At 66.8% G+C, this 16,762-nt stretch carries 16 protein-coding genes; 13 read left to right on the top strand and 3 right to left on the bottom strand.

Annotated elements, in window-relative coordinates; all coding sequences use genetic code 11:
- Positions 1-235: 235 nt before the first annotated feature.
- The 3 genes from ABDZ95_RS05435 to ABDZ95_RS05425 all read right to left on the bottom strand — a co-directional run bounded on the left by ABDZ95_RS05435 (position 236) and on the right by ABDZ95_RS05425 (position 4,756).
- On the bottom strand, positions 236-2,872 hold the full coding sequence (locus tag ABDZ95_RS05435) for a TonB-dependent receptor (protein WP_343791478.1): 2,637 nt from the start codon (positions 2,870-2,872) through the stop codon (positions 236-238).
- A 251-nt stretch (positions 2,873-3,123) separates the two neighbouring features.
- Complete coding sequence (gene nhaA / locus ABDZ95_RS05430) at positions 3,124-4,311, bottom strand: Na+/H+ antiporter NhaA (protein WP_343791476.1); 1,188 nt, start codon at positions 4,309-4,311, stop codon at positions 3,124-3,126.
- Positions 4,312-4,423: 112 nt separating this feature from the next.
- Positions 4,424-4,756, bottom strand: coding sequence for a hypothetical protein (locus tag ABDZ95_RS05425; protein ID WP_343791474.1), 333 nt, complete (start codon positions 4,754-4,756; stop codon positions 4,424-4,426).
- A 59-nt stretch (positions 4,757-4,815) separates the two neighbouring features.
- Here ABDZ95_RS05425 and ABDZ95_RS05420 point away from each other — a divergent pair, with 59 nt between their 5' ends.
- The 13 genes from ABDZ95_RS05420 (at position 4,816) to ABDZ95_RS05360 (ending at position 16,725) form a co-directional block, all read left to right on the top strand.
- Positions 4,816-6,270: a protein adenylyltransferase SelO gene (locus ABDZ95_RS05420; protein WP_343791472.1), complete on the top strand. Its 1,455-nt coding sequence runs from the start codon at positions 4,816-4,818 to the stop codon at positions 6,268-6,270.
- A gap of 289 nt (positions 6,271-6,559) precedes the next feature.
- Positions 6,560-6,982, top strand: coding sequence for a DoxX family protein (locus ABDZ95_RS05415; protein ID WP_343791470.1), 423 nt, complete (start codon positions 6,560-6,562; stop codon positions 6,980-6,982).
- 117 nt (positions 6,983-7,099) lie between these two features.
- The gene (locus ABDZ95_RS05410) at positions 7,100-7,585 is read left to right on the top strand and encodes a MerR family transcriptional regulator (RefSeq protein ID WP_343791468.1); all 486 of its coding nucleotides are present in this window, start codon (positions 7,100-7,102) and stop codon (positions 7,583-7,585) included.
- A gap of 2 nt (positions 7,586-7,587) precedes the next feature.
- A complete protein-coding gene (locus tag ABDZ95_RS05405) occupies positions 7,588-9,372 on the top strand; it encodes an acyl-CoA dehydrogenase C-terminal domain-containing protein (RefSeq protein WP_343791466.1) in 1,785 nt (594 codons plus the stop codon).
- 1 nt (position 9,373) lies between these two features.
- Positions 9,374-9,712: a hypothetical protein gene (locus ABDZ95_RS05400; RefSeq protein ID WP_343791464.1), complete on the top strand. Its 339-nt coding sequence runs from the start codon at positions 9,374-9,376 to the stop codon at positions 9,710-9,712.
- Positions 9,709-10,872: an acyl-CoA dehydrogenase family protein gene (locus ABDZ95_RS05395; protein WP_343791462.1), complete on the top strand. Its 1,164-nt coding sequence runs from the start codon at positions 9,709-9,711 to the stop codon at positions 10,870-10,872. The genes ABDZ95_RS05400 and ABDZ95_RS05395 overlap by 4 nt, the downstream gene beginning before the upstream one ends.
- 67 nt (positions 10,873-10,939) lie before the next feature.
- Complete coding sequence (locus ABDZ95_RS05390; RefSeq protein WP_343791460.1) at positions 10,940-11,224, top strand: GIY-YIG nuclease family protein; 285 nt, start codon at positions 10,940-10,942, stop codon at positions 11,222-11,224.
- A gap of 55 nt (positions 11,225-11,279) precedes the next feature.
- Positions 11,280-11,999: a 16S rRNA (uracil(1498)-N(3))-methyltransferase gene (locus ABDZ95_RS05385; protein ID WP_343791458.1), complete on the top strand. Its 720-nt coding sequence runs from the start codon at positions 11,280-11,282 to the stop codon at positions 11,997-11,999.
- A gap of 75 nt (positions 12,000-12,074) precedes the next feature.
- On the top strand, positions 12,075-13,436 hold the full coding sequence (locus ABDZ95_RS05380; RefSeq protein WP_343791456.1) for a glutamate--cysteine ligase: 1,362 nt from the start codon (positions 12,075-12,077) through the stop codon (positions 13,434-13,436).
- A gap of 26 nt (positions 13,437-13,462) precedes the next feature.
- Positions 13,463-13,840 carry a VOC family protein gene (locus ABDZ95_RS05375; RefSeq protein WP_343791454.1) on the top strand — a complete coding sequence of 126 codons (378 nt, stop codon included), beginning with the start codon at positions 13,463-13,465 and terminating at the stop codon, positions 13,838-13,840.
- A gap of 80 nt (positions 13,841-13,920) precedes the next feature.
- The gene (locus ABDZ95_RS05370; RefSeq protein ID WP_343791452.1) at positions 13,921-15,519 is read left to right on the top strand and encodes a PAS domain-containing hybrid sensor histidine kinase/response regulator; all 1,599 of its coding nucleotides are present in this window, start codon (positions 13,921-13,923) and stop codon (positions 15,517-15,519) included.
- Complete coding sequence (locus ABDZ95_RS05365) at positions 15,516-15,962, top strand: hypothetical protein (RefSeq protein WP_343791450.1); 447 nt, start codon at positions 15,516-15,518, stop codon at positions 15,960-15,962. The genes ABDZ95_RS05370 and ABDZ95_RS05365 overlap by 4 nt, the downstream gene beginning before the upstream one ends.
- 13 nt (positions 15,963-15,975) lie before the next feature.
- Positions 15,976-16,725 (top strand): DUF72 domain-containing protein, encoded by a 750-nt coding sequence (locus ABDZ95_RS05360; protein WP_343791448.1) that lies wholly within the window; start codon positions 15,976-15,978, stop codon positions 16,723-16,725.
- The last annotated feature ends 37 nt before the right edge of the window (positions 16,726-16,762 follow it).

Genomic DNA, 16,762 nt, shown 5'->3' with positions numbered 1-16,762 from the left:
TTCTGGTTGCGTGCATGGATCCGGACGAACGCCATCCTCACGCGCCTCCAAACCGTTCGGCGCGCTGAACACCGCCTTCGTCCGAAAGCTGACCACCCGGCGCTGCCGGATAGTCATTCACCGCAATCCTTGCAGGGTGTGTCGTCCCAATTGCCCTTGGGGAAACTCCTCAAAACAAAACCGGCCGGGGATCGCTCCCCGGCCGGTCGAACGCTCCGCCGTGCGGCGAAGGCGATCAGTACTTGAAGCGCAGGCTCACACCCCAGGTGCGCGGCGCGCCCAAGAAGGCGTCGTAGGTCTGGGTGTCCAGATTGCCGTTGTAGAAGGTGCCCGGGTTGGTGCCGCCCGTCTGCAGGGTGCTCTGGAAGGCAGTGCCTTGCAGCGGACCGTTGTAGGCCACCTGGATGTATTCCTCGTCGGTCAGGTTCTGGGCCCACAGGTCGACAGTCCAGCTGTCATCCTCGGCGCCCAGCGAGATCCGGCCGTTCAGGGTGGTGAAGGCGTCCTGCATCTTCCAGGGCAGCAGATCCGAGCCGGTGTTGTACTCGCTCATGTACTTGCCCGACAGGCTGAAGCCCGTGCGCAGGCCGTTGCCGATGCTGCGGTCGTAGTTGACCGAGGCCGACAGCGACCATTCCGGAGCGAACGAGGCGCGGGCGCCCGGCAGCAGCGACAGCTGCGGGAAGTTGCCCGGGTTCGTCAGATCAGCGGCGGTGAAGTTGCCGTATTCGGTGTTGGTGTAGGTCACGCCGCCCGACAGGCTCAGGCCGTCGATCGGGGTGAACCACAGCATGTCCGCATCGACGCCGCGCGAGGTCAGCTCGGGGATCGACTCCACCACGAAGGCGGTGCCGAGGAAGGTGTTGAGCTGGAAGTCGTTGAACGTCTGGTCGAAGTAGGTGGCGTTCAGCAGCAGGGTGCGGTTCACCAGCGTCATCTTCACGCCGGCTTCGTAGCTGTCCACGACTTCCGACGGGAACAGCAGCGAGGCCACCGGGGTGATGCCGGTCTGCACGCGGTCCAGGTTGTAGCCGAACGACTTGTAGCCGCGGGCGTACGAGGCGTAGGCCATGACCGAGTCGTTCAGGCGGTAGGACGCCTTGATCGTGCCGCTCAGCTCGCCGTCATCGAAGCTTTCCTCGATGTTGCGGTTGGTGAAGGCGGCGTTGGCCCACGGCAGGCAGGCGTTGCCGATGATGGTCGGCGCGGCGGCTGCACCCAGGGCGCCGGCGATGGCGGCGGCGTTGGCGCCGAAGGCGGCGCAGGTCGCGCCGTTGCCGTTGACGTTACGCTGCTGGGCGCTGAGGGACTTGTCGTCCATCGTGTAGCGCAGGCCCAGGGTCAGATCGAACTGGTCGGTGACGTGCCAGGTGTTGTTCGTGAAGATCGCGAACGAGGTCGAGTCCTGGTCGTAGTGGTCGGCCACGCCCTGGCCGACGACGAAGCCCGGGCCCGAGGCCGGCGACAGCGGCGAGCCGTACAGGCAGCCCTGCAGGCCGGCTGCGGTCTGGCCGGCGGCGGTGAAGCAGCCGACGCGGCCCGGGTTGACCGGGATCGGTCCCGGAGGGGTCGGCAGACCGGCCGTCGCGGCGTTCAGCTGGGCCGTCAGCAGCAGCGACAGGAACGGACCGTAGTCGGCGCCGAAGTAGTAGGTGTCGCCGCGGCCGATGCGCTCACGCGTGGCGAAGACGCCGACCAGCCAGTCGAGGTTGTCGGTCGCGCCGGCCAGGCGGAATTCCTGGGTCAGGTTGTCGACCGAGTAGCCGTACTGGCCGTTCTGCTCGCGATAGAGGATGTCCGCGCCGGTGTAGTCGATATCCATGCCGATATCGCCGTTCCAGTCGCGCCACGAGGTGATCGAGGTCAGGGTCGCGCCGCCGAACAGGCCCGGCATGTCGACGTTGGCCTCGACCGAGACGCCCATGTCCTCGACAGCCTGGCCGGTGCCGCGGTTGGCATAGGCGTGACGCGAGAACGGCAGGGCGCCGAAGCCGGTGGCCGGCGGACGCTGGCCGGTGCCGACCGCGAGGGCGTCGACGAACGGATAGGTCGGGCCGGTGCGGATCTGCACGCCCGTGCAGCAGTATTCGTCACGCGTGGTGTAGTCGGCGATGACGCGGACCGAGGTGTTGTCGTTCGGCAGCCACAGCAGCTGGCCGCGGAAGGTCGAGAAGTCCTGGTTCTGGTCGTCGGTCTCGAAGCGCGGACCGTCTCCGCGCTCGACGTAGTAGAAGCCGTCACGCTCGCGGTGACCGGCGTACAGGCGGAAGGCCAGTTGGTCGGTGATCGGGCCGGTGACCGAGGCCGAGACGCCGACGGCGCCGTAGTTGCCGACGGTCAGCTCGCCGCTGGCGCCCGGCGTGAACGACGGAGCTTCGGTGAGGATGTTGATGACGCCGGCCGAGGTGTTCTTGCCGAACAGGGTGCCTTGCGGACCCTTCAGGATCTCGATGCGGCTCATTTCGCCCAGGTCGCCGAAGCCGACCGAGTTGCGCGAGCGATAGACGCCGTCGATCACGACGCCGACCGAGCTTTCCAGACCGGGGTTGTCGCCGACGGTGCCGACGCCGCGGATGCGGGCGGTCGTCGAGGCTTCCGACTGGGTCGAGGTGACGGTCATGCCCGGGGTCAGGATCTGGAGATCCTTGATGTCGCGCACGCCGGCGTTCTGCAGGGCCTCAGCCGGAAGGCTGGTGACCACGATCGGCACGTCCTGCAGGTTCTGCTCGCGCTTCTGGGCGGTGACGATGATGTCGTCGATGGTCGTGGGGCCATCCTGCGACTGGGCCGCGGCGGTTCCGGCCAGGCCGAACGCACAGGCGCCGACGACGGCGGCCGAAACGGTAGTCCGAAGAAGATTGGTAAGGCGCATGCACGGCTCCCGACGTAGGCCGGGACCGCTTGTCGCGGCGCCTCGGCGTTTCCTGATCCCTTGGCCCGCCCTCTGCGTGGAGAGCCGGATTCCAAGTAATTTGGGTAACTCAGGGCCGGGAAGGCGACAAGGAGTGCGACACCTCAGGAACGCATTTGAAACAGCGGTTGACGTAAGTGTGACGCAAAAGCGACGCAAACCGCTGACCCTAGGTCAATATTTGCGCTGTCCTTGCGAGGATTGGTACCGCGTTAGGCGAAATTCTTGCGACGCCTTGCCGCAACGCCAAGAATCGCCCCCGCAGCCAGGGCGGAGAGCAGCGAGCCGCCGAGGACGCCCAGCTTGACCTCGACCTGTTCCGGAGAGTCGATCGCGCCGGGGAAGGCCAGCACGCCGATGAACAGGCTCATGGTGAAGCCGATGCCGCACAGCAGGCTGACGCCGTAGAGCTCCAGCCAGGTCGAACCGGAGGGCTTGTTGCCGATCTTGAGCGCCGAGGCCAGCCAGGCCGCGCCGAAGACGCCGATCTGCTTGCCGAGGAAGAGGCCCAGCGCGATGCCGATGACCAGCGGCGCGGTCGCCTGCTCCAACGACAGACCGGCGAAGCTGACGCCCGCCTTGGCGAAGGCGAACAGCGGCAGGACCAGCCACGAGACGTAAGGGTGCAGGTCGTGCATCGCCTCCTTCAGCGGGCTCTGGCCGTCTTCCTTGCGGGGATTCACGGGTACGATGGCCGCGAAGGCGACCGCGGTCAGGGAGGTCGAGAGACCGGCCTGCACCGTCAGCCACCAGACCCCGGCGAAGCCGAGCACCCAGAACGGCGCCGGGACCTTGCGGAAGCGGGCGGCGACGCCTCCGGCGATCAGCAGGCCGGCGACGCCGAGCAACGGCATCAACTGGACGCCGCTGGAGAAGAGGACGGCGATCAGGGCGATGGCGCCGAGGTCGTCGACGATGGCAAGGGTCAGCAGGAAGACCCGCAGCGACGAGGGCAGGTTGCGCGCCACGACGGCGAAGACGGCCAGGGCGAAGGCGATGTCGGTCGCCAGAGGAATGGGCCAGCCCTGATGCGGCCCGCCGAGCGCGCCGGAGATGCCCAGATAGACCAGGGCCGGGGCGATCATGCCCCCTGCCGCGGCGATCACCGGCGTGGCCAGCTTCTTCGGATCGCTGAGCTCGCCGCGCAGGATCTCGTATTTGATCTCCAGACCGACGACGAGGAAGAAGACCGCCATCAGGCCTTCCTTGATCCATTCGGAGATCGTCATCTCGAGCATCAGCGGCCCGAGCTGCAGCAAGTGCTCGCTCTTGAGCCAGGCGAAATAGGCTGGGCCGAGCGCGGAGTTGGCGACGATCAGGGCGGCAAGGGCCGCGACGCCAAGCGCACCGCCCGAGGCGGCTTCAGTCTTCAGGAAATCGAGTGTGAATTTACGGGCCACGGCGTCCTCCGGAAACGGATTGGGTCGTGGCGTCAGGTTATCGACGGACGCCGGACCGGATTCGCGAAAAGGCGCCGGCCTGGCCGGGGCGAGCCCGACCTGATGTCTGTCATCAGGATACCTTCCTTGCCCGGGCGATCAAGGCAATCAGGACCATATTCAGCGCCGAGGCAACCACCGCCAGCACCAGCATGACCGACGGCGCGCCAACAGTGACGACCTGCGTCGCGGCGGCGACGGTGAAGATGCCGAGCGCGTAGGCGTTGGCGCCGGTGAGCAGAATCCGCGCGCCCTTGTCCGGCAGCAGGGCACCGACCACCAGTAGAAGGGCCAGAAGGATGTCCGGAATGACGAAGGCCGGGTCGGCCATGGCGCCCGTGATGATCGGGATCACCGTTCCCACGGCGACGGCGAGGGACGAGCCCCGCAGGACGAGCATCAGCATGGCGATCTCCTGTGCGGCCGGACCTTGCGAAATGAGGCGGCGACGCGCAACTGCACCGAATGCCGCTGTCCCCCGATTATCGCCCCGTGCCCCGCTTCGCCCTGCTGGGCGATGAGTATGGAGATGCTGTCGAGGCGGCGAAGTTCCCCGAGACCATCCTGCGCTTCCGCAACGATCGTGCAGCGGCGACGGTCGGTCTCGACACGCTGACGGACGACGAGTGGATCGCCCACTTCGGCCGCTTCGATCCCCTGCCCGGCCAGCCGGGGCCGGTGGCCATGCGCTATCACGGGCATCAGTTCCGGACCTACAATCCGGACCTGGGCGACGGGCGCGGCTTCCTCGCGGCGCAGCTTCGGGAACGCGCTCAAGCAGCGAGCGGCCGCGTCGCGAGCGATAGCGCAGAAGGACGGCTGCTTGACCTCGGCACCAAGGGCTCGGGCACGACGCCGTGGTCGCGAACGGCCGACGGCCGGCTGACTCTGAAGGGCGGGGTGCGCGAGGTGCTGGCGGCGGAGATGCTGGAGGCGCTGGGCGTGCCGACCAGTCGAGCCTTCAGCCTGATCGAGACGGGCGAGGCGCTGGAGCGGGGCGACGAACCCTCCCCCACCCGCTCGGCGGTGCTGGTGCGGCTGTCGCACAGCCATATCCGCTTCGGCACCTTCCAGCGCGCCGCCTACTTCCGTCGCGCCGACATGGTGGAGACGCTGGTCGAGCATGCGCGCGCCCTCTACCACCCCGAGGTGGCGGCCGGAGACGTCCCCGGCTTCCTGACCGCCGTCGTCGAGGCCTCGGCCCGGCTGACCGCCCGCTGGGTCGCCGCCGGCTTCGTCCACGGGGTGCTGAACACCGACAATCTGAACGTCACCGGCGAGAGCTTCGACTACGGCCCGTGGCGGTTCCTGCCGTCCTATGAGCCCGGCTTCACGGCCGCCTATTTCGACCAGACCGGCCTGTACGCCTTCGCCCGCCAGCCCGAGGCCGTGTTCTGGGCCCTTACACAGCTGGGCGGAGCGCTGAAGCTGGTCGCCGACGCCCAGCCGCTGACGGATGCGCTGAACGGTTTCGGCCCGGCCTACATCCGCCATCTGCGCGCGGCCTTCCTGAACCGGCTGGGTGTTAAGAGCCTAGGCGAGGCGGCCGATCAGCGTCTGCTGGATTCGACCCTCGCCCTTCTGCGAGAAGGCGGCGAGGCGATGCGCTGGGAGCCGCTGTTCTTCGACTGGTTCACGGGCTTCGCCTCCTCGGCCCGCGCCCTGTCGGGGCCGCGCGCCGCGCTCTATCAGAGCAAGACCTTCGCCGACTTCCGCTTCGCCCTGTTCGATCACGAACCGGACCGGCCCGAGCGGCTGGAAGCGCCGATGTTCGCGGCGTCCGAACCCGAGGAAATGCTGATCGACGAGGTCGAGACGATCTGGGCCGCCATCGCCGCCGGTGACGACTGGAGCGTGTTCGAGCGCAAGGTCGAACGGCTTCGCGCGGCCGGTTCGGCTTGGTCGCTGCAAGGCTGCTGACATCAGGTTGGCAGCAGCGTGGCGGTAGAGCTGACGACATCGGGGCGGTCGCTCCGGCGTCGATCAGGAGAGTCCCGCCATGCCGTGCCCGACCGCGCTTAACGCCCCCGCAAGGCCTGCTGCATTACAGCGATTTATGAATACGGCCACGCTTGGGTCGAAGTCGCCTGTCACAGTTAAGTCACGGATGGTTACAGCCGCGCTTGCCCCCCTTGCGAAGCGCGATCCTGAAACCGATCTCGCCACTGTTACCAATAACAAGAGCGTTCCTCTCCGGGCGTCGTCGAAAATGGCTTCTCACACCTTCACCCCGGCCCGCTCGCGGCTGAATGCGAGCTACCTGAACCTCACCCTGTGGACCCTGCAGGGCTGGCTGACGATGTTCTTCGTCGCCGCCGGTTACGCCAAGCTGACCGAGCCGTTCGCCAATCTGGTGGACCTGATGCGCTGGCCGGCCCTCGTTGCCGAAAACTTCGTGCGCGGCCTCGGCGTCGCCGAGATCGTGCTGGCGATCCTTCTGCTGGCTCCGCTGGCGTCGTGGAAGCACGGCCGCCCGCTGCTGGTCATGGCCGCATCTGGCCTGCTGGCGCTGGAAAGCGTCATGCTGCTGGTTCACCTGACCGGCCTGGACGTCGGCCCGGCGATCACCAATGCGATCCTGATCGCGATGACCGCTCCGGTGCTGTGGTTCCGGGCGCGCGAGGTCCGCTAGGTTCCGCCGACAATCGATCGGACGACGGCCGCAGGGTTTCGCCCGGCGGCCGTTTTCGTATGCGCGTCGGAAAACCTTCCCTTTACGTCCGCGTCAACTTCGACATAGAGTGCGGTCATGGCGACCGCCGACGATCACCGCACCTATTCGATCCGCCAGCTCTGCCGCGAGTTCGGAGCGACGGCCCGCGCCTTGCGCTTCTACGAGGACAAGGGTCTGCTTAATCCGGCGCGGAAGGGTCAGACCCGCGTCTATGACGCGCGCGACCGCGCCCGGCTGAAGCTGATCCTGAGAGGCCGCCGCATCGGCTTCAGCCTGCAGGAGATCCAGTCGATGCTGGATCTGTACGATCGCAAGGATCACAACGCCCACCAGATGGCGGTGGCGCTGCGCCAGCACCGCGCCCAGATCGCCGCGCTGAAACAGCAGCTCGAGGACATCGAGGGCGCCATCGAAACGGCCGAGGAGGCCTGCCGCTGGATGGAGGAGAAGCTGGGCGAGCACCGCCCCGACCTGCTCCCCGGCGCCGAGGAATATGCGAGCCTGATGAAGGCCCGCCTCAACACCGACCACCACTACCAGCCCTTCAAAGCGAGAGCCTGACCATGGCCTACAAGGCGCCCGTCCGCGACCTGACGTTCATCCTGAGCGAAGTGCTGGAGATCGATCGTTACACCAATCAGCCCGGCTTCCAGGACGTGTCGTCCGAGCTGGCCCAGCAGATCCTCGAGGAAGCCGGACGCTTCGCCGAGGAGGTCATCGCCCCGATCAACAACCCGGGCGACAAGGAAGGCTGTCACTGGGCCGAGGGCGGCGTGGTGACGACGCCGAAGGGCTGGAAGGAAGCCTATCATCAGATGGTAGAGGCCGGCTGGCCCTCGCTGATGATGGACACGGCCTACGGCGGCCAGGGCATGCCCTCGGTCATCGGCTCGGCCGTCGGCCAGTTCACCGCCGGCGCCTCGGCGGCCTTCTCCATGTATCCTGGCCTGACCGCCGGCGCCTGGGCCGGCATTCACGCCAACGCCTCGGAAGAGATCAAGCAGAAGTATCTGCCGAAGATGTCGACCGGCGAGTGGACCGGCACGATGAACCTGACCGAGCCGCACTGCGGCACCGATCTGGGCATGGTCCGCACCAAGGCCGTGCCGAACGGCGACGGCAGCTATTCGATCACCGGCCAGAAGATCTGGATCTCGGCCGGCGAGCACGACTTCGCCGACAACATCATCCACACCGTGCTGGCCCGCGTCGAAGGCGCGGTGCCGGGCATCAAGGGCTTGTCCCTGTTCGTGGTGCCGAAATTCCTCGTCAACGAGGACGGCTCGGTCGGCGAGCGCAACAGCCTCGAATGCGCCGGCCTCGAGCACAAGATGGGCATCCACGGCAACGCCACGGCCGTCATGCAGTACGACGGCGCCAAGGGGTGGCTGATCGGCGAGGAAGGCCGGGGCATGAACAACATGTTCGTGGTCATGAACGAGGCCCGCCTCGGCACCGGCCTGCAGGGCCTGGCCATCGGCGCCGCCGCCTATCAGGCCGCCGTGGAGTTCGCCAATGATCGCCTGCAGGGCCGCTCGCTGACCGGGCCGAAAAACCCGGACGGCCCGGCCGATCCGATCATCGTCCACCCGGACGTGCGCCGCATGCTTCTGGAGGCCCGCGCCTTCGTCGAGGGCGGTCAGGCCTTCATCCTGTGGACCGCGCTGCAGGCCGATCTGGAGAAGTCCGAGGACGAGGCCGTCGCCACCAGGGCCAAGGACTACATGGGCCTGCTGACGCCGGTGCTGAAGGCCTATCTGACCGACAAGGGCTTCCACGTCGCGTCGCTGGCCATGCAGGTGCACGGCGGCTCGGGCTACACCGAACACTTCCCGGCCTCGCAGTATCTGCGCGATGCGCGGATCACCATGATCTACGAGGGCACCAACGGGATCCAGGCGCTGGACCTCGTCGGCCGCAAGCTGCCGGCCCAGGGCGGTCGCGCCATCATGAGCTGGTTCGCCGAGATCGACGCCTTCGTGTCGGAGAACGGCCAGAACGAAAGTCTGAAGCCCTTCGTCGACGGCCTGGCCGACGCGAAGAAGAAGCTGCAGGATGGCACCATGTGGATGATGCAGAACGGCATGGCCAATCCGGACAACGCGGGCGCGGCCTCGACCGACTATCTGAACATCTTCGGCATCACCGCCCTGGCCTATATGTGGGCGCAGATGGCCAAGGTGGCGCAGGCGCAGGTGGACGGCGGTTCGACCGATCCGTTCTACGCCAACAAGCTGATGACCGGCCGCTACTTCGTCGAGCGCATCCTGCCCGACGCGGGCGCCCATCTGGCCAAGCTGAAGACCGGCGCGGATGTGCTGATGGCCATGCCGGCGGATCAGTTCTGATATGGATGAGATGCGCTGGCCGGCAGTCGGGATTGGCCTGCTGATCGCGGCTGGCGCGATCATCGTTGGAACAATCCGTTCGCGGAGCGTCAACAAGGCCGATCCCTTGCAGGCACGGCTGGCGGGCCATCTCGATACCTACGCTCGCTCCCCCAAGGACGATGCCGCCTTTGATCAGCTGAAAGCCGGGCTGACGGCTGAGCTGAAAGGTCGCTCGGTTCCAAAGGATGAGTGGGACTTCAGGGTCTCCAGCGCGTCAGGCCTTGTTGACCCCGCACTAAGCCGCCAGCACCTCCAGTCTCTCGTAGACGCCATCACTCGTTTGAATTGGTCCCGATGAACGTCCTCAACGTCCCCGAACCCGATTTTATGCAGGACGAGGAGATCACCCTCTTCTCGGACAGCGTCGCCAAATGGATCGACGAACACGCGCCGCCGGAGAAGATGCAGCAGTGGATCGCCGACTCGTCGGTGCCGCGCCAGCTGTGGAACGACGCCGGGGCTGCGGGCCTGCTGGGCCTGTCGCAGCCGGAAGAGGACGGCGGCTTCGGCGGCGACTACCGCCACGAGGTGGTGCTGATGCGCCAGCTGGGCTGGAAGGGCGCGGACCACTTCGGCATCTCGCTGCACAATGCGATCGTCATGCCCTACGTCTGGCACTACGGCACCGAGGAGCAGAAGGCGCGCTGGCTGCCCCGCCTGCAGTCGGGCGAACTGGTCGGCGCCATCGCCATGACCGAGCCGGGCGCAGGCTCGGACCTGCAGGGCGTGAAGACCACCGCGATCAAGCAGGGCGACCACTACGTCCTGAACGGCTCCAAGACCTTCATCACCAATGGCCAACTGGCCAACTTCATCATCGTGGTGGCCAAGACCGATCCGGCTGAGGGCGCGAAGGGCACCAGCCTGATCGTGCTGGAGACCGACGGCGCGGCCGGCTTCGAGCGCGGCCGGAACCTGCACAAGATCGGCATGGAGGCGAACGACACCTCCGAGCTGTTCTTCAACGACGTGAAGGTGCCGCTGGAGAACGTCATCGGCGGCGGCGAGGGCCAGGGCTTCATCCAGCTGATGCAGCAGCTGCCGCAGGAGCGGCTGAACATCGCCATTCAGGGCGTCGCGGCGGCGGAGCGCGGGCTGGAGTCGACGCTGGCCTACGTCAAGGACCGCAAGGCCTTCGGCAAGCGGATCATCGACTTCCAGAACACTCAGTTCAAACTGGCGGAGGTGAAGACCAAGCTGACCGTCGCCAAGGTGTTCGTGGACCACTGCATGGGCCTGCACCTCAAGGGCCAGCTGGATGCCGCGACCGCCTCGATGGCCAAATACTGGGTCACCGACATCCAGGGCGAGGTCATCGACGAGATGCTGCAGCTGCACGGCGGCTACGGCTACATGAACGAGTTCCCGATCGCCCAGCTGTACAAGGACGCCCGCGTCCAGCGCATCTACGGCGGCACGAACGAGATCATGAAGGTCTTGATCGCGCGGACGCTCTAGTCGATATACAACCTATCCGCTCATCCCCGCGAAAGCGGGGACCCAGTTCTGTTGGGAGGCGCGGAGGTTGGACTTCTTCACATACATCGTTGCGAGCCAGCGCAACGGCACGCTCTACACCGGTTCCACGGACGCGGTGCTGGTCCGCACGCGACAACATCAGAACAAGCGTTTCGGCGGCTTCACCTCGCGTTATGGCTGCAGCATCCTCGTGTGTTACGAGCGGCACCCTACGCGTCATGCCGCCTTCGTCCGCGAGCGGCAGATCAAGAAATGGAATCGCGTCTGGAAGCTCGAACTGATCGAACGGACAAACCCGGGCTGGCGCGATCTCTTCGAAGACTTCACATGAGGCTCTCACTGGGTCCCCGCTTTCGCGGGGATGAGCGGAAATAGTGGTTCCCCCCATGGTCAGATTGCACATTCCCCAGCCCCTCTCTTCCGGCGCCGCCTTGGCGCCGACGCTCGATCAGTCGCGGTATCTGACGCAGGTGATGCGGCTGAAGGCCGGGGATGAGCTGGCGGTGTTCAACGGCAGGGACGGCGAGTGGCGGTGCGTCGTCGCCGAGGTGCTGAAGAAGGGCGTGGTGCTGCGGGCGGAGGAACAGGTCCGCGGGCAGGTCACGCCGCCGGACGTGCATCTGCTGATCGCCACGGTGAAAAAGGCCGCGCTGGAGTTCGCGGTGGAGAAGGCGACCGAGCTGGGCGCGGCGCGGATCCGGCTGGTGACCACCGCCCGGACCCAGCCGCAGCACCTGCGCCTCGACCGGCTGGACGCCATCGCCGAGGAAAGCGCCGAGCAGACCGGGCGGATGGATGTGCCGGCCGTCGACAAGCCCGAGAAGCTGGACACCCTGCTGGACGGCTGGAATGCGTCACGGCGGCTGATGTTCTGCGACGAGACCGGCGGGGCGCCGGCGATCGGCGCGGTGCAGGCGGCGGGCGGCGGATCGTGGGGCATCCTGATCGGGCCGGAGGGCGGGTTCACGCCCGAGGAGCGCGACCGGCTGCGCGCCCTGCCCTTCACCACCGCCGTGTCGCTGGGGCCACGGGTGCTGCGCGCCGACACGGCCGCGACGACGGCGCTGACGCTGTGGCAGGCGGCGGTCGGCGACTGGGATCGCTGACGGAAAGAAACATACCCCTTGAGCGGCGCCCCTCCGTCGCCCATCTAGCCGCCACACGAGGGGCGAAAAACGCACATGGCCGACTACGAGCCGCTGACCCGGGACCAACTGATCGGCGCCATGTCGAAGGGCATGAAGCCGCGCGATCAGTGGCGCATCGGCGCCGAGCACGAGAAATTCGGCTTCGACCGTTCGACCCTGCGTCGCCCCGCATATGACGGCGACAACGGCATCCTCGCCATGCTGACGGGCTTGCAGCGCTTCGGTTGGAGCCCGGTGGAGGAAGCCGGTCATGTGATCGCCCTGGAGCGGACCAATGGCGACGGCCTGACCTCGTCGATCAGCCTGGAGCCGGGCGGACAGTTCGAGCTTTCGGGCGCGCCGCTGAAGGACGTCCACGAGATCTGCAACGAGACCGGCCAGCACCTGATGGAGGTCAAGTCGGTGGCCGACCAGCTGAACCTGGGCTTCCTCGGGACCGGCTTCGATCCGATGTGGAAGCGCGAGGACGTGCCGGTCATGCCCAAGGGCCGCTACGTCATCATGCGGGCCTATATGCCGAAGAAGGGCTCGCTGGGCCTCGACATGATGCTGCGCACCTGCACCATCCAGTCGAACCTGGACTTCGAGTCCGAGGCCGACATGGTGGCCAAGTTCCGGGTGTCGCTGGCGCTGCAGCCGATCGCCACCGCCCTGTTCGCCAACTCGCCCTTCACCGAGGGCAGGCCGAACGGCTTCCTGACCGCCCGCGCAAACGTCTGGACCGACACCGATCCGGATCGCACGGGCATGCTGGACTTCGTCTTCCAGGACGGCTTCGGCTTCGAACGCTACGCCGACTATGCGCTGGACGTGCCGATGTATTTCGCCAAACGCGGCGAGACCTATGTCGATCTGTCGGGGCAGTCGTTCCGCAGCTTCATGACCGACGGGCTGGACGCCCTGCCGGGCGACCGGGCCACGCTGAAGGACTGGGGCGATCACCTGACGACCCTGTTCCCCGAGGTGCGTCTGAAGCAGTACCTCGAGATGCGCGGCGCCGACGGCGGCCCTTGGAGCCGCATCTGCGCGCTGCAGGCCCTGTGGGCCGGCGTGCTGTACGACGCCCCGTCGCAGGCGGCGGCCTGGGACCTGGTCAAGGACTGGGCCGTCGAGGACCACGAGCGCCTGCGCCGCGACGTGACCCGTCTGGGCCTCAAGGCCGAGGTCGCGGGCCGCACCGTGCAGGACATCGCCGTGGATCTGGTCGAGATCGCCAAACAGGGCCTGAAGAACCGCGCCCGCTTCTCGGGCGGCATGGTCGACGAGCGGGGCTATCTGTCCGAGCTGGAAGACATCGCCGACAGCGGCATCACTCCGGCCGAGCGCCTGCTGGAGCTCTACCACGGCGACTGGCAGGGCGACCTGACACGCCTGTACCGCGACTTCGCCTACTGAAATCCGGAAAGGGCAGGGAGACCGCCATGACGACCACCCTGACCGCCATGCTGCACGTTCCGGATGTCGAGCCGACGGCGGCTTGGTACGCCCGCCTCGGCTTCACGATCGACGGAACCGCCTCGGATGGGGATGAGACCATCTGGGCGCGTCTGACCCTCGGAGATCAGGCGATCATGCTGAACTGCGGCGGCCGACCGCCGGAGCACGACCGCCGCGACGTGGACCTCTACATCGGCGTGGACGACATCGACGCCCGACGCGCAGAGCTGCCCGAGGAGATCGAGGTTATTCGTGACCTCTATCTGGCCTATCACGGCACGCGCGAGTTCATCATTCGCGATCCGAACGGCTTCTGGATCACCTTCGGCCAATGGGTCGGAGAGCCCGAAGCGTCCGACTGACGCGCAGCCGACTTATGTCGGCAATGCGACCTTAACGGTAACGTCCTAGACATTCCCCTCTGAGTGCGTCGGGGATCGTCATGAGTTGCGCCGTTCTGGAGGATCCCGCCGTCGAGGCATTCCGGGAAGCCGGCGCCGATGACGAACTCCACGCCTTCTTCGATGTCTCCCTCGACCTCCTGATCATCCGAGACATCGAGGGCTTCATCCTGCGCGTCAGCCGCTCGTGGGAACGCGCCCTGGGCTATGCGCCCGAGGAGATGCTGGGCAAGCGGGTGCTCAGCTTCGTCCACCCTGACGACATGCCCGGCACCCTGCACAGCGTGGTCGAGGTCGAGCATCGTCGGAACGGCGATCCGGTGCTGGGCCACATCAACCGCTACCGACACAAGGACGGTCACTACATCACGGTCGAGTGGCGGGCGCAGCGGCTGGGCGACCGGATCTACGCCGTGGCCCGCGACGTCACCGACCGCGTCGCCGCCGATCAGGCTCTGCGCGAGGCCAAGGCCGCCGCCGAGGCCGCCAATCAGGCCAAGAGCGACTTCCTCGCCAATATGAGCCACGAGATCCGCACGCCCCTGAACGGGGTGATCGGCATCGTCGACGCCCTGTCACGCACTGCGCTGTCGCCCGAACAGGCCGAGATGGTCGGCCTGATCCGCAGTTCGGGCGTGACGCTGGAGCGGCTGGTCTCGGACATTCTCGACGTCTCCAAGATCGAGGCCGGCCAGCTGGATCTGGAATCCCGCGCCTTCGATCTGGACGAGGCGCTGGAGCCGCTGGACGTCATGGGCGCCCGCGCCGGCGACAAGGGGCTAGCCTTCGAGGTCAAGCGCTCGCCCGACGCCCGCGGCGTCTTCGTCGGCGACAGCACCCGCATCCGTCAGGTGCTGGGCAATCTGCTGTCCAATGCGGTCAAGTTCACCGCCGAGGGGACCATAACGGTCCGCATCGAAACCTGGTCCGAGGACCCCGAGGGTCTGGGCGACGCGCACCATCTGGCCATCACGGTCGAGGACACCGGCATCGGCTTCGATTCCGGCCACGCCCTGCGTCTGTTCGAACGGTTCAACCAGGCCGACGGGACGATCACACGGCGGTTCGGCGGGACCGGTCTGGGCCTGTCGATCTGCCGCTCGCTGGTCGAGATGATGGGCGGACGGATCGAGGCGCGGTCGACGCCGGGCGTCGGCAGCCGCTTCCACTTCGTCCTGCCGCTGAACCGCGCCGGCAGCCTAGCGGACTACGACGCCCGCGACGTGGACGCCCCGCCCCTGCCCGCGCCCGACGCCGACCGGCCGCTGCGGGTTCTGCTGGCCGAGGATCACCCGACCAATCAGCGCGTGGTGCAACTGATCCTGGGCGGCGCCGGCATCGAACTGGTCATAGCCGAAAACGGGGCCGAGGCGGTCGCCGCCTTCGAGGGCGCGACCTTCGACATCGTGCTGATGGACATGCAGATGCCGGTGATGGACGGCTTGACCGCCACCCGCGCCCTGCGCGACATCGAGGCCGCCTCGCCCGGCCGCGTGCGCACCCCCATCGTCATGCTGAGCGCCAACGCCATGGCCGAGCATCGCGCCCAGGGCGCCGAAGCCGGCGCAGACCACCATGTCGCCAAGCCTGTCACCGCCGCCAGCCTGATGGCCGGGATGCAGGCGGTGCTGGAAGGGTGAGAGACTTCAACGCCGACATCGTGACCTGGGCAGCCGGTTCGGTGATCGCCCTGATCGTCGGCCTGACCCTGTTCGGACTGGAGATGACGGCCTCGAAGATCGTCGCGGAAAAGGCGATCCGGGAGGCCTTGAACGACCCGGACATCCCGCTGCGGAGCGTCACTCTGGAGCGGGGACCGAGCCACCGCACCGGCCTCGTCTGCGGCGTGATCGACGGGGACGCGTCACGCCGGTTCGCCGTCGTCCTGAGGCCCGGTCAGGGAGACTACGCCTCCCTCGCCTTTCTCACCGGCACGCTCAGAGCTCGCCGGGTGATCGTTCCCGAGCTCGCCGCGCCGCGCCAGTACCTCGATCTCGAAGCCCTCCGGCTGTGCGACAGGGCAGCCCGACAGGTCCGACTTCCGCTTGCCGGGTCGCGGCGGGCGGCCTACCTCCTTTGGTGACAGGGAGGATCTCATGACCGGAACCATTCGCGTCGGCATCGGCGGCTGGACCTTCGAGCCGTGGCGCGGGACCTTTTATCCGGACAAGCTGAGCCAGAAGAAGGAACTCGCTTACGCCAGCGAGAAGCTGACCTCGATCGAGATCAACGGCACCTACTATTCCGGCTTCAAGATCGACACGTGGATGAAGTGGCGCGACGAGACGCCGGACGACTTCGTCTTCGCTGTGAAGGCCAGCCGGTTCTGCACCAATCGCAAGGTGCTGTCGGAGGGCAACGAGAGCCTTGAGCGCTTCCTCGATCAGGGCCTGACGGCGCTGGGTGACAAGCTGGGGCCGATCAACTGGCAGTTTATGGCCACCAAGAAGTTCGACCCGGTCGATTTCGAGGGCTTCCTGAAGCTGTTGCCGAAGGAGAAGGACGGCGTGCGTCTGCGCCATGCACTGGAGGTCCGCAGCCCGACCTTCGACACGCAGCAGTTCTACGATCTGGCGGCGAAGTACGGCTGCGCCATCGTGTTCGCCGAGGACGACGAAGCGCCGGAATGGCCGAGGATCGACCAGCCGACCGCCGACTTCACCTACGCCCGAATGATGTCCTCGAAGCCGGACGAACCGACCGGCATGACCTCAGCCGAGCTTGACGGGATCGCTAAACAGACCCGCGACTGGGCGGAACGCGGCGACGTCTTCGCCTATTTCATCGCCGGGGCGAAGGTGCGTAACCCGGCCGCAGCGATGGCTCTGATCGAAAAGCTGGGCTGAGGCGTTGCCTCTGCGCTTCCTCCCCCTACCTGTAGCG

The organism is Brevundimonas kwangchunensis (assembly GCF_039523815.1).
Classification (GTDB): Bacteria; Pseudomonadota; Alphaproteobacteria; order Caulobacterales; family Caulobacteraceae; genus Brevundimonas; species Brevundimonas kwangchunensis.
The sequence above is the reverse complement of the archived record's forward strand: the minus strand, read 5'-3'. Positions and strand labels throughout refer to the sequence as shown.

What these genes read in the sequence shown, in the direction of transcription:
- ABDZ95_RS05435 (WP_343791478.1), bottom strand. Translation starts at nt 2,872, where the DNA reads ATGCGCCTTACCAATCTTCTTCGGACTACCGTTTCGGCCGCCGTCGTC.
- ABDZ95_RS05425 (WP_343791474.1), bottom strand. Translation starts at nt 4,756, where the DNA reads ATGCTGATGCTCGTCCTGCGGGGCTCGTCCCTCGCCGTCGCCGTGGGA.
- ABDZ95_RS05420 (WP_343791472.1), top strand. Translation starts at nt 4,816, where the DNA reads ATGCCGCTGTCCCCCGATTATCGCCCCGTGCCCCGCTTCGCCCTGCTG.
- ABDZ95_RS05415 (WP_343791470.1), top strand. Translation starts at nt 6,560, where the DNA reads ATGGCTTCTCACACCTTCACCCCGGCCCGCTCGCGGCTGAATGCGAGC.
- ABDZ95_RS05410 (WP_343791468.1), top strand. Translation starts at nt 7,100, where the DNA reads ATGGCGACCGCCGACGATCACCGCACCTATTCGATCCGCCAGCTCTGC.
- ABDZ95_RS05405 (WP_343791466.1), top strand. Translation starts at nt 7,588, where the DNA reads ATGGCCTACAAGGCGCCCGTCCGCGACCTGACGTTCATCCTGAGCGAA.
- ABDZ95_RS05400 (WP_343791464.1), top strand. Translation starts at nt 9,374, where the DNA reads ATGGATGAGATGCGCTGGCCGGCAGTCGGGATTGGCCTGCTGATCGCG.
- ABDZ95_RS05395 (WP_343791462.1), top strand. Translation starts at nt 9,709, where the DNA reads ATGAACGTCCTCAACGTCCCCGAACCCGATTTTATGCAGGACGAGGAG.
- ABDZ95_RS05385 (WP_343791458.1), top strand. Translation starts at nt 11,280, where the DNA reads ATGGTCAGATTGCACATTCCCCAGCCCCTCTCTTCCGGCGCCGCCTTG.
- ABDZ95_RS05380 (WP_343791456.1), top strand. Translation starts at nt 12,075, where the DNA reads ATGGCCGACTACGAGCCGCTGACCCGGGACCAACTGATCGGCGCCATG.
- ABDZ95_RS05375 (WP_343791454.1), top strand. Translation starts at nt 13,463, where the DNA reads ATGACGACCACCCTGACCGCCATGCTGCACGTTCCGGATGTCGAGCCG.
- ABDZ95_RS05370 (WP_343791452.1), top strand. Translation starts at nt 13,921, where the DNA reads ATGAGTTGCGCCGTTCTGGAGGATCCCGCCGTCGAGGCATTCCGGGAA.
- ABDZ95_RS05360 (WP_343791448.1), top strand. Translation starts at nt 15,976, where the DNA reads ATGACCGGAACCATTCGCGTCGGCATCGGCGGCTGGACCTTCGAGCCG.